The organism is Novilysobacter selenitireducens (genome assembly GCF_020026895.1).
GTDB lineage: Bacteria > Pseudomonadota > Gammaproteobacteria > Xanthomonadales > Xanthomonadaceae > Lysobacter_C > Lysobacter_C selenitireducens.
Genome location: NZ_JAINZW010000009.1, coordinates 16,874 through 31,562, shown reverse-complemented (window position 1 = coordinate 31,562; position 14,689 = coordinate 16,874). Strand labels below are relative to the sequence as shown.

Sequence of the window (14,689 nt, the reverse complement as noted above, 5' to 3'; positions counted from 1 at the left end):
GCGTCCCCGGATGAACCTGGCAGTCGTGCACAGCCGTGCACGCACGGGCGTGCGTGCGCCCGACGTGCGGGTGGAGGTGCACCTGGGCGGCGGCCTGCCGTCGATGTCGATCGTCGGCCTGCCCGAGGCGGCGGTGCGCGAATCCAAGGACCGCGTGCGCGCGGCCATCCAGTGCGCGCAGTTCGAATTCCCGCAGCGGAGGATCACCGTCAACCTGGCCCCTGCCGACCTGCCCAAGGACGGCGGGCGCTTCGACCTGCCGATCGCGCTGGGCATCCTGGCCGCGAGCGGCCAGGTGCCGCTGGAGGCGCTGCGCGGAGTCGAGTTCCTTGGCGAGCTGGGCCTGACCGGCGAGCTGCGCGCGGTGGAAGGCGTGTTGCCGGCGGCGATCGCGGCAGCCGACGCGGGGCATCGCCTCGTCGTGCCCGCCGGCAACGGCGCCGAGGCAGCGCTGGCCGGACGCGTCGAGGCCCGCACCGCACGCACGCTGCTGGAGGTCTGCGCCATGCTGGCCGGGCAGAAGACGCTGCCCGAGGCGGTCGCCCCCATCCCCACGCGCGACGTCGGGCCGGACCTCGCGGACGTGCGCGGGCAGGCGCATGCACGGCGCGCACTTGAGATCGCGGCCGCGGGCGGTCACCACCTTTTGCTGGTCGGCCCGCCCGGCTGCGGCAAGACGCTGCTGGCCTCGCGCCTGACCGGCCTGCTGCCGGAAGCCAGCGAGGACGAAGCACTGGAGAGCGCGGCCATCGCCTCCATCAGCGGCCGCGGACTGGACCCTGCGCGCTGGCGGCAGCGGCCGTACCGGAGCCCCCACCACACCGCCAGCGCAGTGGCACTGGTCGGCGGCGGCGCGCTGCCGCGGCCGGGCGAGATCTCGCTGGCGCACCACGGCGTGCTGTTCCTGGACGAACTGCCCGAGTGGGACCGCCACGCGCTGGAAGTGCTGCGCGAGCCCTTGGAATCGGGTGTGGTGACGGTATCGCGCGCGGCGCGGACGGCCGAGTTCCCGGCGCGGTTCCAGCTGGTGGCCGCAATGAACCCGTGCCCGTGCGGATGGGCGGGGGACCCCAGCGCGCGCTGCCGCTGCAGCAGCGACGCCATCCGCCGTTACCGCGGGCGCATCTCGGGCCCGCTGCTGGACCGCATCGACCTGCAGGTCGAAGTGCCGCGCCTGCCACCGGCCGAGCTGCGCGCCAACGCCCCGCCCGGCGAACCTTCAGACGCAGTGCGTGCACGCGTCGAAGCCGCCCGCGCGTTGCAACACGCCCGCGGCGGCATCACCAACGCCCGCATGCCGCAGGCCCTGCTCAACGCCACGTGCGTGCTGTCAGCGGGCGACCAGGCATTGCTCGAGCGCGCCGTTGACGCGCTGCAGCTGTCGGCCCGGTCGATGCATCGGATCCTGCGGGTCGCACGGACGATCGCCGACCTGGCGGGCAGCGAATCGATCGGAACGGCACACCTGAGTGAAGCGATCGGCTATCGCCGCGGCGACGCCCAGGCTTGACGCCCGGGCCAGCGGGAGCACGGTCGCAGTGATCAGCCGCAACCGGGTCCGGAACAGATCTTCGGCCGCTGCAGGAAATCGCGGGCGCCCTCGCGCGCCTGGTCGCGCTCCTTCTCGGTGCCGCAGCGGGTCACCATGCGGCTGGTGCCGGACATCCGCTCGCGCCAGCACACGTCCTGCTCGTCGCGACCTGCCCGGCCGCCCTTCACGTAGGCGTTGATCCGCTCGAGGGCGTTCTCCAGCTCCACCTTCTCGTTGATCGACATGTCGGCCAGCGTGGCCTTGCCGTCGATCAGGGCGAACACCCCGGCCTGCTCCTTGCGGATGCGGTTGACCTCGCGCACGGACAGACCTTCGGTTTCGCCGGCGTCCAGCGTGGCCTTGAGTTCCAGTTGCTGCTCGCGGATCAGCTCGAGGCCATCGGCCTCCGGCTCGGTGCTGGGTTCGGCCTGCTCGGATGGGGCCTGTCCGCCTGCCACCTGGGCCGCCGCGACAGGGTAGGACACCAGTGCCGTCAGCCCGACTGCCAGAACGACTGCCATTACCACGTCCCGGTAATTCATCGTCGATCCTCCTCGTTCCCCACGCCCGTCCGCCAGGGCGGTTCGGGGCCGCCACCCGGCGACCCCATTTGCGGACTCGCCCATATCGCGCCGCGGGAGCCGGAAGTCAACACGCCCTGCCGATCGCAGGGCGCGGGCGCCGGGTCAACGTCCGGTAGCCCTGCGCCAGTTCCACTGGATCACTCGCGACCGCCGCAGTTGACCTCGCAGACGCCGCGCCGCTCCATGTGGTCCCGCGCGTATTCACGCTCGGCGCGAATCTGCGCGACGGTGCGACAGACCCGCTCACGCCGGTTGCTACCAATGATCTTGCGGACCTCGCAGACCATGCGGCTGTCCTCGGCGCGGTTCACCGTCGCCTCGATCCACTCCAACGTATTGAACAGCTCCAGCTTCTCGCTTTCGCTGAGGTCATCCGCGGTCTGCTTGCCCTGGATCATGGCCAGCATGCGGTCCTGGCGGGACACCAGCTCGTTGCGCTTGGCTTCCGGCAGGTTCTCGTAGATGCCGCTCGCAGCCCGGGCACCGGCGCGGATTTCGGCTTGCTGGGCGCGCACGGCGTCCAGGTCGAGCGAAGGCGTGTCCGCGGCGATGGCGGGGGCGAAGACCAGACCGGCGCAGATGGCCAGGGACGCGAACAGACTACGAAGGCGCATATCGTTGGGACTCCAGTGGTTGAACCCCGACCCTAGTCCGCCTGCCGGCCCGTGTCTAATGCCAAAGGCCGCACAGCGGGCCGGCCGGCCCGGTCAAGCCGCGTCGGTGGCCGCTTGCCAGACCTCGCCATTGGGGTCCAGCTCGGCCGTTTCCATCGTCTGCGCACGCCAGCCGAAGCCGCAGATGGCCAGGGCGCCCTGGTGGATCGGGTCCAGGCCGAAGGCCTGCTCGATCTGCACCTCGTTGATGGCGCCGGTGATGAACGCGCCCAGCCCGGCCTCGGTGGCCGACAGGTACAGGGTCTGCGACAGGTGGCCGGCCTCCAGCGCAACCACGCGATAGCCCTTGGCGTGGTGGCGGTATTTCCAGAAGGTGCGGTCGAAGCGCGGCGCGAGGATCACCAGCACGTGCGCGTCGGCGAACCAGTGCTGCTGGGCGACCATGTCCATGACGAAGTCGCGCAACCCGTCTCCGTCCCAACTGCGGCCCTCGGGCACCGCCAGCGGTTCCAGCGCGTGCGCGGTGGACTGGTAGTGGTACAGGCCCGGCGCCACGCCCTCCACGTGCTGGACGATCAGGTAGCACTCCATCGGGTGCAGCCCGCCGCCGGAGGGCACGTTCTTCTTGAGGAACACCAGGTCGTCGCTGACCCGCACTTCCGCCTGCGCGGCGAACACGCGCTGCAGCAATTGGGAGAACTGCTCGAACGGCACTTTGCGCTGTGCATCGAAGTTGCGGCACGTCGCGCGCCGCGCCAGCAGCGCATCGAAGTCGTTGGGCGGGATGCGCGGCAAGTTGACGGCGTCGTCCGCCGCAGCGCGGGTGGCCGCCTCGACCGGCGGTGCGCCCAGCACCTCGCGCATCGCCACCGCGGTTTCGGTGCCGCTGTCCTGCGAGTTCTTGACCGTGTTGACGCCGCTCCAGCGGGTGAAGGCATGCAGCGTCGCCGCGAGCGGGTGCCAGTACGTGCCGCGAAGCGCCTCGTCGCGCTGGCGCAGGGTGGCGTGCTCGGCGGCGTCGGTGACCACCAGGCCGAGGTCGATCAGCCGCGGCAGGGCGACGGCCGCTTCCGTATCAAGCGTGTCCGGGTCGATCCACTGGGTCGGGCTCAGCGCCCCGAGCAGTTCGCGCTCGGCGACATCGACTTCGACTTCGTCCCCCAGGTGCGGGGCCAATGCCAGCCAGCGCCGGTCGCGGCGGATGCCGTCCCCTCCCGTGAGCAGCAGGTCGAGCGAGAACTCGGACTCTTCCCGTGGCTCGATGTACGCCACCCCACATCGCCGGATACGCATTCGGATTCTTCCCCTTGCAGACTTCAAGCAGTGTGCTTGCACCCCCCCCCAGGGGGAAGTAGCTTGCTTTGCCGGCATCGATGGCGGCAACCGCACTTTCCACTTCAAAGGAATTGATATGAATCTGACGACCAGCAGCACTGCCAGCTCGCCCAGCCTGTTGCACAAGGCGCGGTCGGCGCCCCTGTCCGCGGCGGCCACCGATCGGTTGCTCCACCTGCTGAGTACGGACGACACCTTCCGGGAGCGGTTCCAGGCCAACCCGCGCCAAGCGATGGAGGCTAGCGGCTTCGATGAAGACACCCTGCTCGCTTTCCCGTTCGATTGCTTTATCGGGGTTGAGCTAGCCAGCAAGTCAGTTATCGCGGGCGCCCGTAAGGAAATATGCGCCATGTTGCTACGTGGTCTTAACCAGACAACGCCGCAACTCGATGCAAATACAGATTGCTCTCGGTACTCGCTTGCCCAGTAGCAGGACCCGAGGGTAATACGCGAGGTCGCGCGCCCTAGAGTTGCCGGGCCGCCAGTGTTCCCACCGGCGGCCTTCCGTTACTGAGCCCTCCCAACACCGCGCCAAATACTGCCTGTTCCGCGCATGCGCAGTTGTTCAGCCTTGGCGATCCGGTTAGATTCCGCCAGCCAGCCAAGTGGCTGATGCGACTGGGGAAGGGGAACACCATGACGATGACCGCACCGCTAAAGGCCAGGATCGCCGACCGGCTGTTGGACCTGTTGAGCACGGACGACGGCTTTCGCGATCGCTTCCAGCGCGATCATCTCTCGGCGCTGGCGGAAATCGGCTACGTGCCGCAGGAGCCGGGCGCGATGACGGCATGCGGTCTTGCAGTTGCCGCACAGCCTGAGCCCTTCGCCGATTGCAAAGTTCGGCAGCTGGCGTCGAAAGACGTCATTCGAGCGGCAAGAAACGAGATCAGGTCCATGCTGATCACCGGGTTGAATTACACAACGCCCAAGCTGGACGCGACCTCCAGTTTTGAGCGCCTAGCCCTCAAGTGACTAGGTAGCGCTTCGACCGGCCACAACTGGTCGAAGCGCTGCAAAGCGCTTCTGGCTTCCTGCAGACGGCCCGCTGCCTCAAGGACTTCCGCACGCCTTAGTAGCGTCAGGTTGCTGTCCGCAACATTCAGCGCTTGCAGACTCTGTCCGAAACCAAGCTCGATATAGGCCAGACCGCGCCGTACCGCCAGCCACTCGCTCTGCTCCAGCGCGGCTTCTACATTTCCGGCCGCAGCATGGGCCTCCATCAAGGCGACGCGCGTTTGATAAAGCTCATGACCCGTGATCATGGGATCGAGAAGCTTGAGCGCTTCGTCGGCCTTTCCTGAAAGACGCAACTCATTCGCACGAATAACGGTAGCCAGCTCTGCAAGCTTCCTCACCTTCAACATCGCTTCCCGTTCTTCCAGCCCGGCCACTGCTCGTAGAGCCAGTGATCGATTTCCGGACCGCTGGGAGATCAGCGCGGCTGAAAGCGCAAGTCCGGCATGCTCTTTGGCACTGCCCGCATGGCCATCATTCTTTGAACCCTCAAGCGCCAGCTGAATAGCGGTTTCGAGCTTTTCGTGCGCCTGCTTCGGATTGTCCGACAACCAATCTGTTACAGCCCTCGGGGCCATGAAGGCGATTCCAGTAAACGTATCTCCGTTCGTGAGGCGCTCCGACGCCTCGGATGCGTCGCGTGCCTCACTCCAACGGGCCCTATCAAGGGAAACCGCGATTCGTTCGAAGTAGGGATACGGATCGTCGGAACTCGCTGCCGCTAGCGATTCGAATGCCTTGTCGTAGTTCCTCCGTGCCGCTGCCACGTCGGCACGGCGCCTCAAGCTGCTGGTGACACCTTTCTCGATCGCTTGATCGAAAGCTGATGCAGCCTCCTTGTAACGCTCCTGCCCCAGCATCGTTCGACCCAGATCGTCATAGCCAAGCGTGGAGAGGTCACTCTGGCTATGCATGGATTGTCGGACGTAGGTCTCCGCTTCTTTGAACCTGTTATCGGCGTAGAGCCACGTGGCAGCATTCACCAACCCCGGCCAGAAATCCGGATACAGGTTTGCCAGCTCTACCCACTTCTCGATCGCCTTCTCAGGCTGATCGAATTCAGCGGACCACGCAGCCAGATAAAGCTTCTCTCGACTCGACAATCGCGCTTCCAGCTGCTGGGCCCTGCGAAGGGGCTCCAGCGCGCCTGGAAGATTCGCGCTTGCGTAGTGCGCCCGCATTTGTCCCACCCAGGCAAGCGCGAACTCGGGATCGAACTCCACTGCCCTGCCGTACCACTTGAGCGCCGCCTCGTAATCGCCTTGGCTGTATTCCTTTTGCCCCAATGCATACGCGCGTAACGCATCCAGGCTTGACGTGGAAACTTGCGGCAGGGGCGTGGAGCTCTTTTCCACGGAGCTGATCGCCTCGCCGAGAACTCCGCGAAGTGAAGCTGTCAGGTTGTCGATTGACGAGAGCGTTGAATCTATCCCGTCGCCATCGGCTGACTCCGCATGCACGGTGATCTTGCTTGTCGGATCGATCACCTCGACGCTGATTCGCACGCGCCCGCCCACCTCCGCCACCGTCGGCAAGATCACAGCGCGTGCGCCGTCGCGCAGGGCGATTTCCGAGGCGATGTCGCGGTCGATGACAGTGTCGGCGGGCAGTTGCATGCGCGCCAGAGTGTCGCGGGTCTTGAGGTCGCTGAGCACATTGACGTGGCGCGACTGCTCCAAGCTGATGCGGAAGGCCTGTTCCAGCGACTCGTCCAGCACGGTCTGGCCGGTGAGGTTGCGCAGGTCGCCGACGACCACCCAGTCGCGCTCGCCGAAGGCGATAGCCGGCGCCGGGCGGGTCACGAACCAGCCGCCGATGCCGACAGCCACCACCAGCGCCAGTTGCGCGGCCAGCATGGCCGGGCGGCGCCAGAGCGGCACGGCGCGCCACGCCTTGGGGCTGTTGGGCGGGGCGCGCAGCGGGGCGATGCCGGGCTCGCCGACCTCGAAGATTTCCTGCGGCTCGGGCACGCCCTTGAAGCGCCAGCGGCCCAGGGACTTCCAGATCAGGTGCTGGCCGCGCTCGCCCAGCTCGCGCGCGGCGCGGTGGGCCAGCGGCTCGGCCACGGCCGACAGCAGGATCTGCCCGGGGCGCGCCATCGACATCAGGCGCGCGGCGTTCGGCTTGGCCAGGCCCTCGACCTCGATGGGCTTGGCGCCGACGCGCACGGACTCCTCGCTGTTGCGCCAGGTCAGCACCTCGCCGACGTGCAGGCCGGCGCGGATCTTGATGTCGATCGAACGCAGCTTGCCGATCTCGCTGAGCCCACGCGCGTAGTCGATGGCGAAGCCGAGGCCGTCGATGGGGCGCTCGAACAGCAGCAGCAGGCCGTCGGAACGGTCGATCAGGCGGCCGCGCCACTGCTGCTGCAGCGTCATCACCAGCCGGTCGTGTTCGCGGAACAGCTGCGCGGCGCCCTTGTCGCCGAGCACCTCCACCAGGCCGGTGGAGTCGCAGATGTCGGTCAGCAGGATGGTGCGGAGTTGCGGAGCGTCGCCTTCTTCGAACATCGCGTCCGCAAAGTGCGCCGGCGTGGCGGTAGATGTGGCGCTCATGGCTCAGGCGGTGGCGGCCGCCGGCTCCTGCCATTCCACGCGGCCACCACCCAGCCGCTTGGCGCGGTACAGGGCGCCGTCGGCCAGCGCGTACCAGTCGTTCCAGTCCAGCTGCGGGTCCACCAGCGCGGCGCCAACGCTGAGCGGGCAGATGGTGGGCGCGCTGTGGTGGTCCTCGCTCAGTTCCATCAGCTGGCGCGCGGTGCGCACGATGTACTCGGCAAAGCGCATCACCTCGTCCCTGGACGCGGCGGTGACCAGCAGGCAGAACTCGTCGCCACCGAGGCGGCAGGCGATGTCGTCCGGGCCGGACACGGCGCGCAGGATGGAGGCGACGCTCTGCAGCACGCGGTCGCCGACCAGGTGGCCGTGGTCGTCGTTGACCTGCTTGAAGCGGTCGCAGTCCACCAGGATCAGGCCGAGCGCCTCGGGCATGCCGATCGCGCGGCTTTCCTGCAGGTGCAGGTTGAGGCCGCGGCGGTTGTACAGGCCGGTGAGGTCGTCGGTGCGGACCATCTCCTCGGTCTGGTTGAGCTGGGTGGTGGTGGCGTGCAGGTGGTCCAGCGCGGCCTGCAGATCGTGGTTGCGGCGGCGCAGGCGGCGGATCAGGCCCTGCTCGTTGGCGACCACGCGCATGATGGCGCGGCGCAGGAAGTACGACACCAGGCCCGGGTCGCGGTCGACCAGGCGCTCGAACTCACTGTTGGACAGCTCCAGCAGCGCGCCGTCCATGGTGACGGTGGCATCGGCGCTGCGGGCGTGGTCGCCGATCAGCAGGCCGAGTTCGCCGAAGAACTCGCACGGGCCCAGGCGCTTGGCGAGCAGGTCGTCACCGAAGTCGAGTTCGACCTCGCCACTGGCGACGACATACATCGTGGTGCCCGGGTCGCCACGGCGGAACAGCACTTCGCCCGCCACGACGCGGCGCTCGCGGCCGAGCCGGGCGAAGAGGTCGAACTCGGCGGATGTGAGCACGGCGGCCACCAGGTTCGTGGGCCCCGCGGCGGGGTCCGGAGCGGCCTGGTCGCCGGCGGGCATGCGCACCACGTTGTCGCGATTCATCCCCCGCTCCCGCTGCCCGGCCTGCGCTGTTCGAAACTGAACGAGCTGTGAAGCCGGAGCATAGCACCAGACCCTTGGGAAACGGGGTCCGGCGCCCTGCCCGGCCAGCCGCGCCGCGGGCGGTGGACTCAGGCCGCGATGGCCGGCTTGCGGTCGGCGAACTGGGCTTCCTCGGTCGAGCCCTTCAGCGCGACGGTCGAGGAATTCGCGCCCTGCACCGTCTGCGTGACGGCGTCGAAATAGCCGGTGCCGACCTCGCGCTGGTGCTTGACGGCGGTGAAGCCGCGCTCGGCGGCGGCGAACTCGCGCTCCTGCAACTCGACGAAGGCGCTCATCTGCCGGCGCGCGTAGCCGTGGGCGAGGTCGAACATGCCGTAGTTGAGCGCGTGGAAGCCGGCCAGGGTGATGAACTGGAAGCGGTAGCCGTAGGTGGCGATTTCCTGCTGGAACGTGGCGATGGTCGCGTCGTCCAGGTTCTTCTTCCAGTTGAAGCTGGGCGAGCAGTTGTAGGCGAGCAACTTGCCCGGGTACTTCGCGTGGATGGCCTGGGCGAACTCGCGCGCGAAGCCGAGATCGGGCTTGCCGGTCTCGCACCACACCAGATCGGCGTACGGCGCGTAGGCCAGGCCGCGACTGATCGCCTGCTCCAGGCCGTTGCGGGTCTTGTGGAAGCCTTCGACGGTGCGCTCGCCGGTGCAGAACGGTGCGTCGTTGGGGTCGATGTCGGAGGTCAGCAGGTCGGCGGCCTCGGCATCGGTGCGCGCGACGATCAGCGTCGGCACGCCCATGACGTCACTGGCCAGGCGCGCCGCGACGAGCTTGTCGACCGCCTCGCGCGTGGGCACCAGCACCTTGCCGCCCAGGTGGCCGCACTTCTTGGCACTGGCCAGCTGGTCCTCGAAATGCACGCCGGCCGCGCCGGCTTCGATCATCCCCTTCATCAGTTCGAACGCGTTGAGCACGCCGCCGAAGCCGGCCTCGGCGTCGGCCACGATCGGCTGCAGGAAGTCGACGTCGCCGTCGCGGTGCTCGCCGCCGTTCTCCGCGCACTGGATCTGGTCGGCGCGCAGCAGCGTGTTGTTGATGCGCTTGACCACGGCGGGTACCGAGTCGGCCGGGTACAGCGACTGGTCGGGGTACATCTGCCCGCCGAGGTTGGCGTCGGCGGCGACCTGCCAGCCGGACAGGTAGATCGCCTTCAGCCCGGCCTTGACCTGCTGCATGGCCTGGTTGCCGGTCAGCGCACCGAGCGCGTTGACGAAAGGCTCGCGCTCCAGGTGGTTCCAGAGCTTCTCCGCGCCGAGCCGCGCCAGGCTGTGCTCGACCGCGACGCTGCCGCGCAGGCGGACCACGTCCTCGGCCGTGTACGGGCGCTCGATACCGGCCCAGCGCGTGTCGCTGGCCCACTGCTGGCGGAGCTGGTCGGCGTTCGGGAGCGATGCGGTCATGGCGGTGTCCTCGTGGTGGGCGTTGGCAGGTTTTGTAGGAGCGGCTTCAGCCGCGATCGTGGGGTTGCGTGGCTGCGGTGGAGCGGTGTTCGCGGCTGAAGCCGCTCCTACAGGGGCGTCTCGGTTTTATGTAGGAGCGACGTGAGTCGCGATCGGGAATCGGTGGTTGCGCGGGTCGTCGGAGTGGCGCGGTCGCGACTTACGTCGCTCCTACAGAGGGTTTGTGGTGTCGGCTCGGGTCTTTGTAGGAGCGGCTTCAGCCGCGATCGGAAGGTGGCGTGGCTGCGATGGAGTGGGGTTCGCGGCTGAAGCCGCTCCTACAGAAGGGCTCTGCCGATCAGTCCAGGCGCGCGTAGGCGGGGAGGGTCAGGAAGTCGGCGAGTTCGTCGGCGTGGGTCAGGCGGTCGAGCATCCCGATGGCCTCGTTGATGCGGCTGGCGCCGGGCAGGTTCAGGCGGTCGGCGAGCTTGCTGGGCAGTCCGATCAGCGCGCGCTCCAGCAGGGCGAAGTCGACCGGCGTACCGTCGTCCAGGTGCAGGCCGGGCTCGTGCGGCGCGGCGGCGCTGCGGGTGGAGTGATGCAGCCACTGCCACAACTGCGCGCGCGCGATCTCGGCGGTGGCGGCGTCCTCCATCAGCCAGTGGATCGGCACGCAGCCGTGGCCGTCGAGCCACGCGGCGAGATACCGCACGCAGACCTCGACGTTGTCCTCGAAGCCGCGGCGGGTGATGGTGCCGCGCGGCACCGCCAGCAGGTCGGATGCGTCGACATGCACCTCGTCGCGGGTGACGTGGTGCTGGTGCGGGCCGGGCATGCGCTCGTCGAACACCGCGCGCGCCACCGGGATCAGCGCCGGGTGCGCCACCCACGTTCCGTCATGGCCCGCGGTGACCTCGCGCAGCTTGTCGGCGCGCACCTTGGCGAGCGCGGCGTCGTTGGCGGCGGCGTCGCCGCTGATCGGGATCTGCGCGGCCATGCCGCCCATCGCGTGCGCGCCGCGACGGTGGCAGGTTTGCACCAGCAGCTCGGAATAGGCGCGCAGGAACGGCTGGTCCATCGTCACCTGGCCGCGCTCGGGCAGGACCCGGCCGCGGTGCGCGCGCAGCGTCTTGATCGCACTGAAGATGTAGTCCCAGCGCCCGCAGTTGAGGCCGACGATGCGGCCGCGCAGCGCGTGCAGGATCTCGTCCATCTCGAACGCGGCCGGCAGCGTCTCGATCAGCACGGTGACCTTGATGCTGTCGGCCGGGAGATCCAGCGCGCGCTCGGCATGGGCCAAGGCGTCGTTCCACAACGCGGCCTCTTCCATGCATTCGAGCTTGGGCAGGTACAGGTACGGTCCGCGATCGCGCGTGGCCAGCGCCCGCGCGTTGTGGAACAGGAACAGGCCGGCATCGAACAGGCTGGCCGACATCGGCGCGCCGTCCACCGCCACGTGCTTCTCGTCCAGGTGCCAGCCGCGCGGGCGCACGATCAGCACCGCCTGTTCGTCCTGCGGTTTGAGTGTGTAATGGCGGCCGCCGTCGGGCGCCATCCAGTCCAGCGTGCCGGCGACCGCGCGGCGCAGCGCGTGCTGGCCAGTCAGCAGGTTGCGCCAGGTCGGGCTGGTGCTGTCCTCGAAGTCGGCCATGTAGCACTGCGCGCCGGAGTTGAGCGCGTTGATGACCATCTTGGGGTCGACCGGGCCGGTGATCTCCACCCGGCGGTCGAGCAGGGCCTTCGGGATCGGGCCGACCTGCCAGTCGCCGCTGCGGATCGCGGCGGTATCGCTGCGGAAGTCCGGCAGCGCGCCGGCGTCGAACGCGGCCTGGCGCTCGCGCCGCGCGGCCAGCCGGTCCTGGCGGACGGCCTCGAACGCGCGGTGCAGCCCGGCCAGGAACGACAGCGCCTCCCGCGTCAGCAGCCGCTCCTGCCCCGGCTCGCGGGCCGAGACGGTCAGCCCGGCGGGGACGGTGGCGGTGGAATCGACGGGCGGGAGGTTCTGCAGCACGGCCGACATGCGATGGCTCCTGTGAGGCGGGCCATGACCATGCGGGGGCGTCTGGTATTTGACAAACAAGAGTTGTCAATACGTGGTATTTGTTCTTCTTATATCTTCATGGAAACCCCGCCGGCCGTGCCTGCCAGCCACCGCTTCGCCTACAAGGGCGACCGCCTCAAGCCGTTGCGCGCCTTCTGCCAGACCGCCCGGCTGGGGTCGGTGTCGCGCGCGGCCGAGGCGCTGTTCCTGAGCCAGCCCGCGGTGACGCTGCAACTGCAGGCACTGGAGCGCGAGATGGGCCAGCGCCTGCTGGAGCGCAGCGGCCGGCGGCTGGTGCTGACACCCGAGGGCGAGGCCCTGTACGAACTGGCCCGCCCGCTGGTGGAGGGGTTCGACGGCCTGGAAGGCGCGTTCAACGAGCGCCTGCGCGGGATGGACGCGGGCGAACTCAACGTCGCCGCCGGCAGTTCGACCATCCTCTACCTGCTGCCGCGCATCGTGGAGGCGTTCCGCGCCGCCCATCCGGAGGTGCGGCTGAGCCTGCACAACGTCACCGGCGCCGGCGGCCTGGACCTGCTGCGTTCGGACGCGGTCGACCTGGCCGTGGGGTCGATGCTGGACGTGCCGGCCGACCTCGACTACGCGCCGGTGTACCGGTTCGACCCGATGCTGATCACCCCGCCCGACCACCCGCTGGCGTCCAAGCCGGACCTCACGCTGGCCGACCTGTCGCCGTACGGGCTGATCCTGCCGCCGCAGCGGCTGACCACCTACCGGCTGGTGGACCTGGTGTTCCAGCGCAACCGCGTGCCGTACACGGTGGCGCTGGAGGTGGGCGGCTGGGAGGTGATCAAGCAGTACGTGGCAATGGGGCTGGGCATCAGCATCGTCACCGCGATCTGCCTGACCGAGGCCGACCGCGCGCGGCTGGCGGCGAGGTCCTTGGCCGAGTACTTCCCGTCACGCAGCTACGGCGTGGTGGTGCGCAAGGGCAAGTACCTCAGCCCGCAGGCGCGGGCCTTCAGCGAGCTGATCCAGCCGGCGCTGTTCGAGCGCGGGGGCTACGACGACACGGGCCAGTCGCAGCGCTGACCGCCGTCCGGCGTGCTACCGGCGGAGCCGCCGCTGCGTGCGCAGCGAGCGCTTGAGGAGGAAGCCGAGCACCGTGCCCAGCTCCTGCATCATCAGCGCGTAGCGCATCGGCGTGAACAGCACGGCCTTGCCGAGCATCGCCCAGCGGCCGCGCGGCGTTACCGCCAGCAGCACGCCCCACGCGGCAACACACTCGGCGGCGACCACCGCGGCCAGCCATTGCCACTGGCCCAGCGCCACCAACGACAGCAGGCCGATCGGGAACACGACCTTTTCCACGGCGGCGAAGAACAGCGCCCAGCCGATCGGGCGGCCGTGCTGGCGCGTGAGGCGCTCGCCGAACGGCTGGCGGTAGGCCTCGGCGACGCGGCGCAGCTCGCGCCAGTCCGGCGAGTGGCGCTGCCCGCGCCGGCGCCAGCGCTCCCACCACTGGCGCGGCCAGCGCAGCGGGGTGCGCATCAGGCTGTCGAAGTCGTGGCAGGCCTGCAGGAAGGCGAGCGTGTCGTGGCGCGCGTGCGCCGGCACCTGCAAGACATCGCCGTAGACCGCGCGCACCTGCACCTCGGCCAGCTGCACGTTGCGGTAACCGACGTTGTTGAGCGCAAAACCGATGAACAGGTCCGGCAGGCCTGTGAGGTCGTCGCCGAACACCGGCTCGTAGCGGTCGAACACGTCCTTGAGGTAGCGCCGCCGGTAGGCGACCGCGCAGCCGGGCGGGTGGGCGACACCACCCAGCAGCGCCATCAGCCCGCGGTTGAGGAAGCGCTGCTGGAACCCGGCCACAGTCTCGCGATAGGCGTTGCCCGCCCACCACAGCAGGCGATGCACGGGGTCCTCCTGCAGCAGCGGGTCGCGGTATCCGTCGGCGCCGACCCAGCGCCGGAACTCGGGCATCGCCGCCCAGGCCCGGCGGTCGCTCGCGCGCATCGGCCACACCGTGCCGGTGGCGCTGGCGATGCCGGCGCCCTGGTAGAGCTCGTGCACGCAGCGCTCGATGTAGTCGGGCGACTCCAGCACCGTCTCGCCGTCGAGCGCGAACAGCACGTCGCCGTCCAGCTCGCGCGCCTGGCGCTTGAGCGTGGGCGCGCGGCCGATCGACCACATCCGCTCGACCACCACCAGTGGCATGGCGTTGGCGCGGGAAAACTCGCGCGCGATCTGCACGGTGTGGTCGCGGCCGGCGCCGCCGTCGTCGATCAGCAGCACCTGGCGCGGACGCAGGGTCTGCCGCTGCAGCGCGGCCAGGCAGTAGGCGATGCTGTGCTGGTGGCGGTCGGCGTGGATGACCACGTCCACGCTGGCGTCCTGCCAGCGATCGACCGGGGTCGGCACGGTCGGGTCCGGGCCCCGCCAGAAGCCGAAGGCGCTGAGCAGCGCGTTGGGATTAAGCGCGAAGAGCGACGGCGTGCCCATGGCGCGCGGCTCCTGTCATGGCGCTGCGGCGTCGGCCGGCGCATCGGGCATGGCACC

At 69.0% G+C, this 14,689-nt stretch carries 12 protein-coding genes; 4 read left to right on the top strand and 8 right to left on the bottom strand.

Annotation, left to right across the window (positions count from 1 at the left end):
- The first annotated feature begins 10 nt into the window (after positions 1–10).
- Positions 11–1,510 carry a YifB family Mg chelatase-like AAA ATPase gene (locus K6753_RS14090; protein WP_223677105.1) on the top strand — a complete coding sequence of 500 codons (1,500 nt, stop codon included), beginning with the start codon at positions 11–13 and terminating at the stop codon, positions 1,508–1,510.
- A gap of 32 nt (positions 1,511–1,542) precedes the next feature.
- Here K6753_RS14090 and K6753_RS14085 read toward each other — a convergent pair whose 3' ends face one another.
- The 3 genes from K6753_RS14085 to K6753_RS14075 all read right to left on the bottom strand — a co-directional run bounded on the left by K6753_RS14085 (position 1,543) and on the right by K6753_RS14075 (position 4,022).
- On the bottom strand, positions 1,543–2,052 hold the full coding sequence (locus tag K6753_RS14085; RefSeq protein WP_223677104.1) for a hypothetical protein: 510 nt from the start codon (positions 2,050–2,052) through the stop codon (positions 1,543–1,545).
- A 200-nt stretch (positions 2,053–2,252) separates the two neighbouring features.
- Positions 2,253–2,729: a hypothetical protein gene (locus tag K6753_RS14080; protein WP_223677103.1), complete on the bottom strand. Its 477-nt coding sequence runs from the start codon at positions 2,727–2,729 to the stop codon at positions 2,253–2,255.
- A gap of 93 nt (positions 2,730–2,822) precedes the next feature.
- Positions 2,823–4,022, bottom strand: coding sequence for a putative peptide maturation dehydrogenase (locus K6753_RS14075; RefSeq protein WP_223677102.1), 1,200 nt, complete (start codon positions 4,020–4,022; stop codon positions 2,823–2,825).
- A gap of 118 nt (positions 4,023–4,140) precedes the next feature.
- Here K6753_RS14075 and K6753_RS14070 point away from each other — a divergent pair, with 118 nt between their 5' ends.
- Entirely contained in the window at positions 4,141–4,494 is a 354-nt protein-coding gene (locus tag K6753_RS14070; RefSeq protein WP_223677101.1) for an NHLP-related RiPP peptide, read from the top strand.
- Positions 4,495–4,700: 206 nt separating this feature from the next.
- Positions 4,701–5,039, top strand: a complete 339-nt coding sequence (locus tag K6753_RS14065; protein ID WP_223677100.1) for an NHLP-related RiPP peptide — start codon at positions 4,701–4,703, stop codon at positions 5,037–5,039.
- Here K6753_RS14065 and K6753_RS14060 read toward each other — a convergent pair.
- From K6753_RS14060 to aceB, 4 genes are all read right to left on the bottom strand, one after another.
- Entirely contained in the window at positions 4,982–7,636 is a 2,655-nt protein-coding gene (locus K6753_RS14060) for a putative peptide modification system cyclase (RefSeq protein WP_425492137.1), read from the bottom strand. The two genes, K6753_RS14065 and K6753_RS14060, sit on opposite strands and share 58 nt — an antisense overlap.
- Positions 7,637–7,639: 3 nt before the next feature.
- The gene (locus tag K6753_RS14055) at positions 7,640–8,698 is read right to left on the bottom strand and encodes a GGDEF domain-containing protein (RefSeq protein ID WP_223677099.1); all 1,059 of its coding nucleotides are present in this window, start codon (positions 8,696–8,698) and stop codon (positions 7,640–7,642) included.
- Positions 8,699–8,826: 128 nt separating this feature from the next.
- The gene (gene aceA, locus K6753_RS14050; protein ID WP_223677098.1) at positions 8,827–10,146 is read right to left on the bottom strand and encodes an isocitrate lyase; all 1,320 of its coding nucleotides are present in this window, start codon (positions 10,144–10,146) and stop codon (positions 8,827–8,829) included.
- 337 nt (positions 10,147–10,483) lie between these two features.
- Positions 10,484–12,145: a malate synthase A gene (gene aceB, locus K6753_RS14045; protein WP_223677097.1), complete on the bottom strand. Its 1,662-nt coding sequence runs from the start codon at positions 12,143–12,145 to the stop codon at positions 10,484–10,486.
- A 99-nt stretch (positions 12,146–12,244) separates the two neighbouring features.
- Between aceB and K6753_RS14040 the strand changes: the two genes are divergently transcribed.
- Positions 12,245–13,219: a LysR family transcriptional regulator gene (locus K6753_RS14040; RefSeq protein WP_425492135.1), complete on the top strand. Its 975-nt coding sequence runs from the start codon at positions 12,245–12,247 to the stop codon at positions 13,217–13,219.
- Between the two features lie 15 nt (positions 13,220–13,234).
- Here K6753_RS14040 and K6753_RS14035 read toward each other — a convergent pair whose 3' ends face one another.
- The gene (locus K6753_RS14035) at positions 13,235–14,632 is read right to left on the bottom strand and encodes a glycosyltransferase (protein ID WP_223677095.1); all 1,398 of its coding nucleotides are present in this window, start codon (positions 14,630–14,632) and stop codon (positions 13,235–13,237) included.
- Positions 14,633–14,689 lie beyond the last annotated feature (57 nt).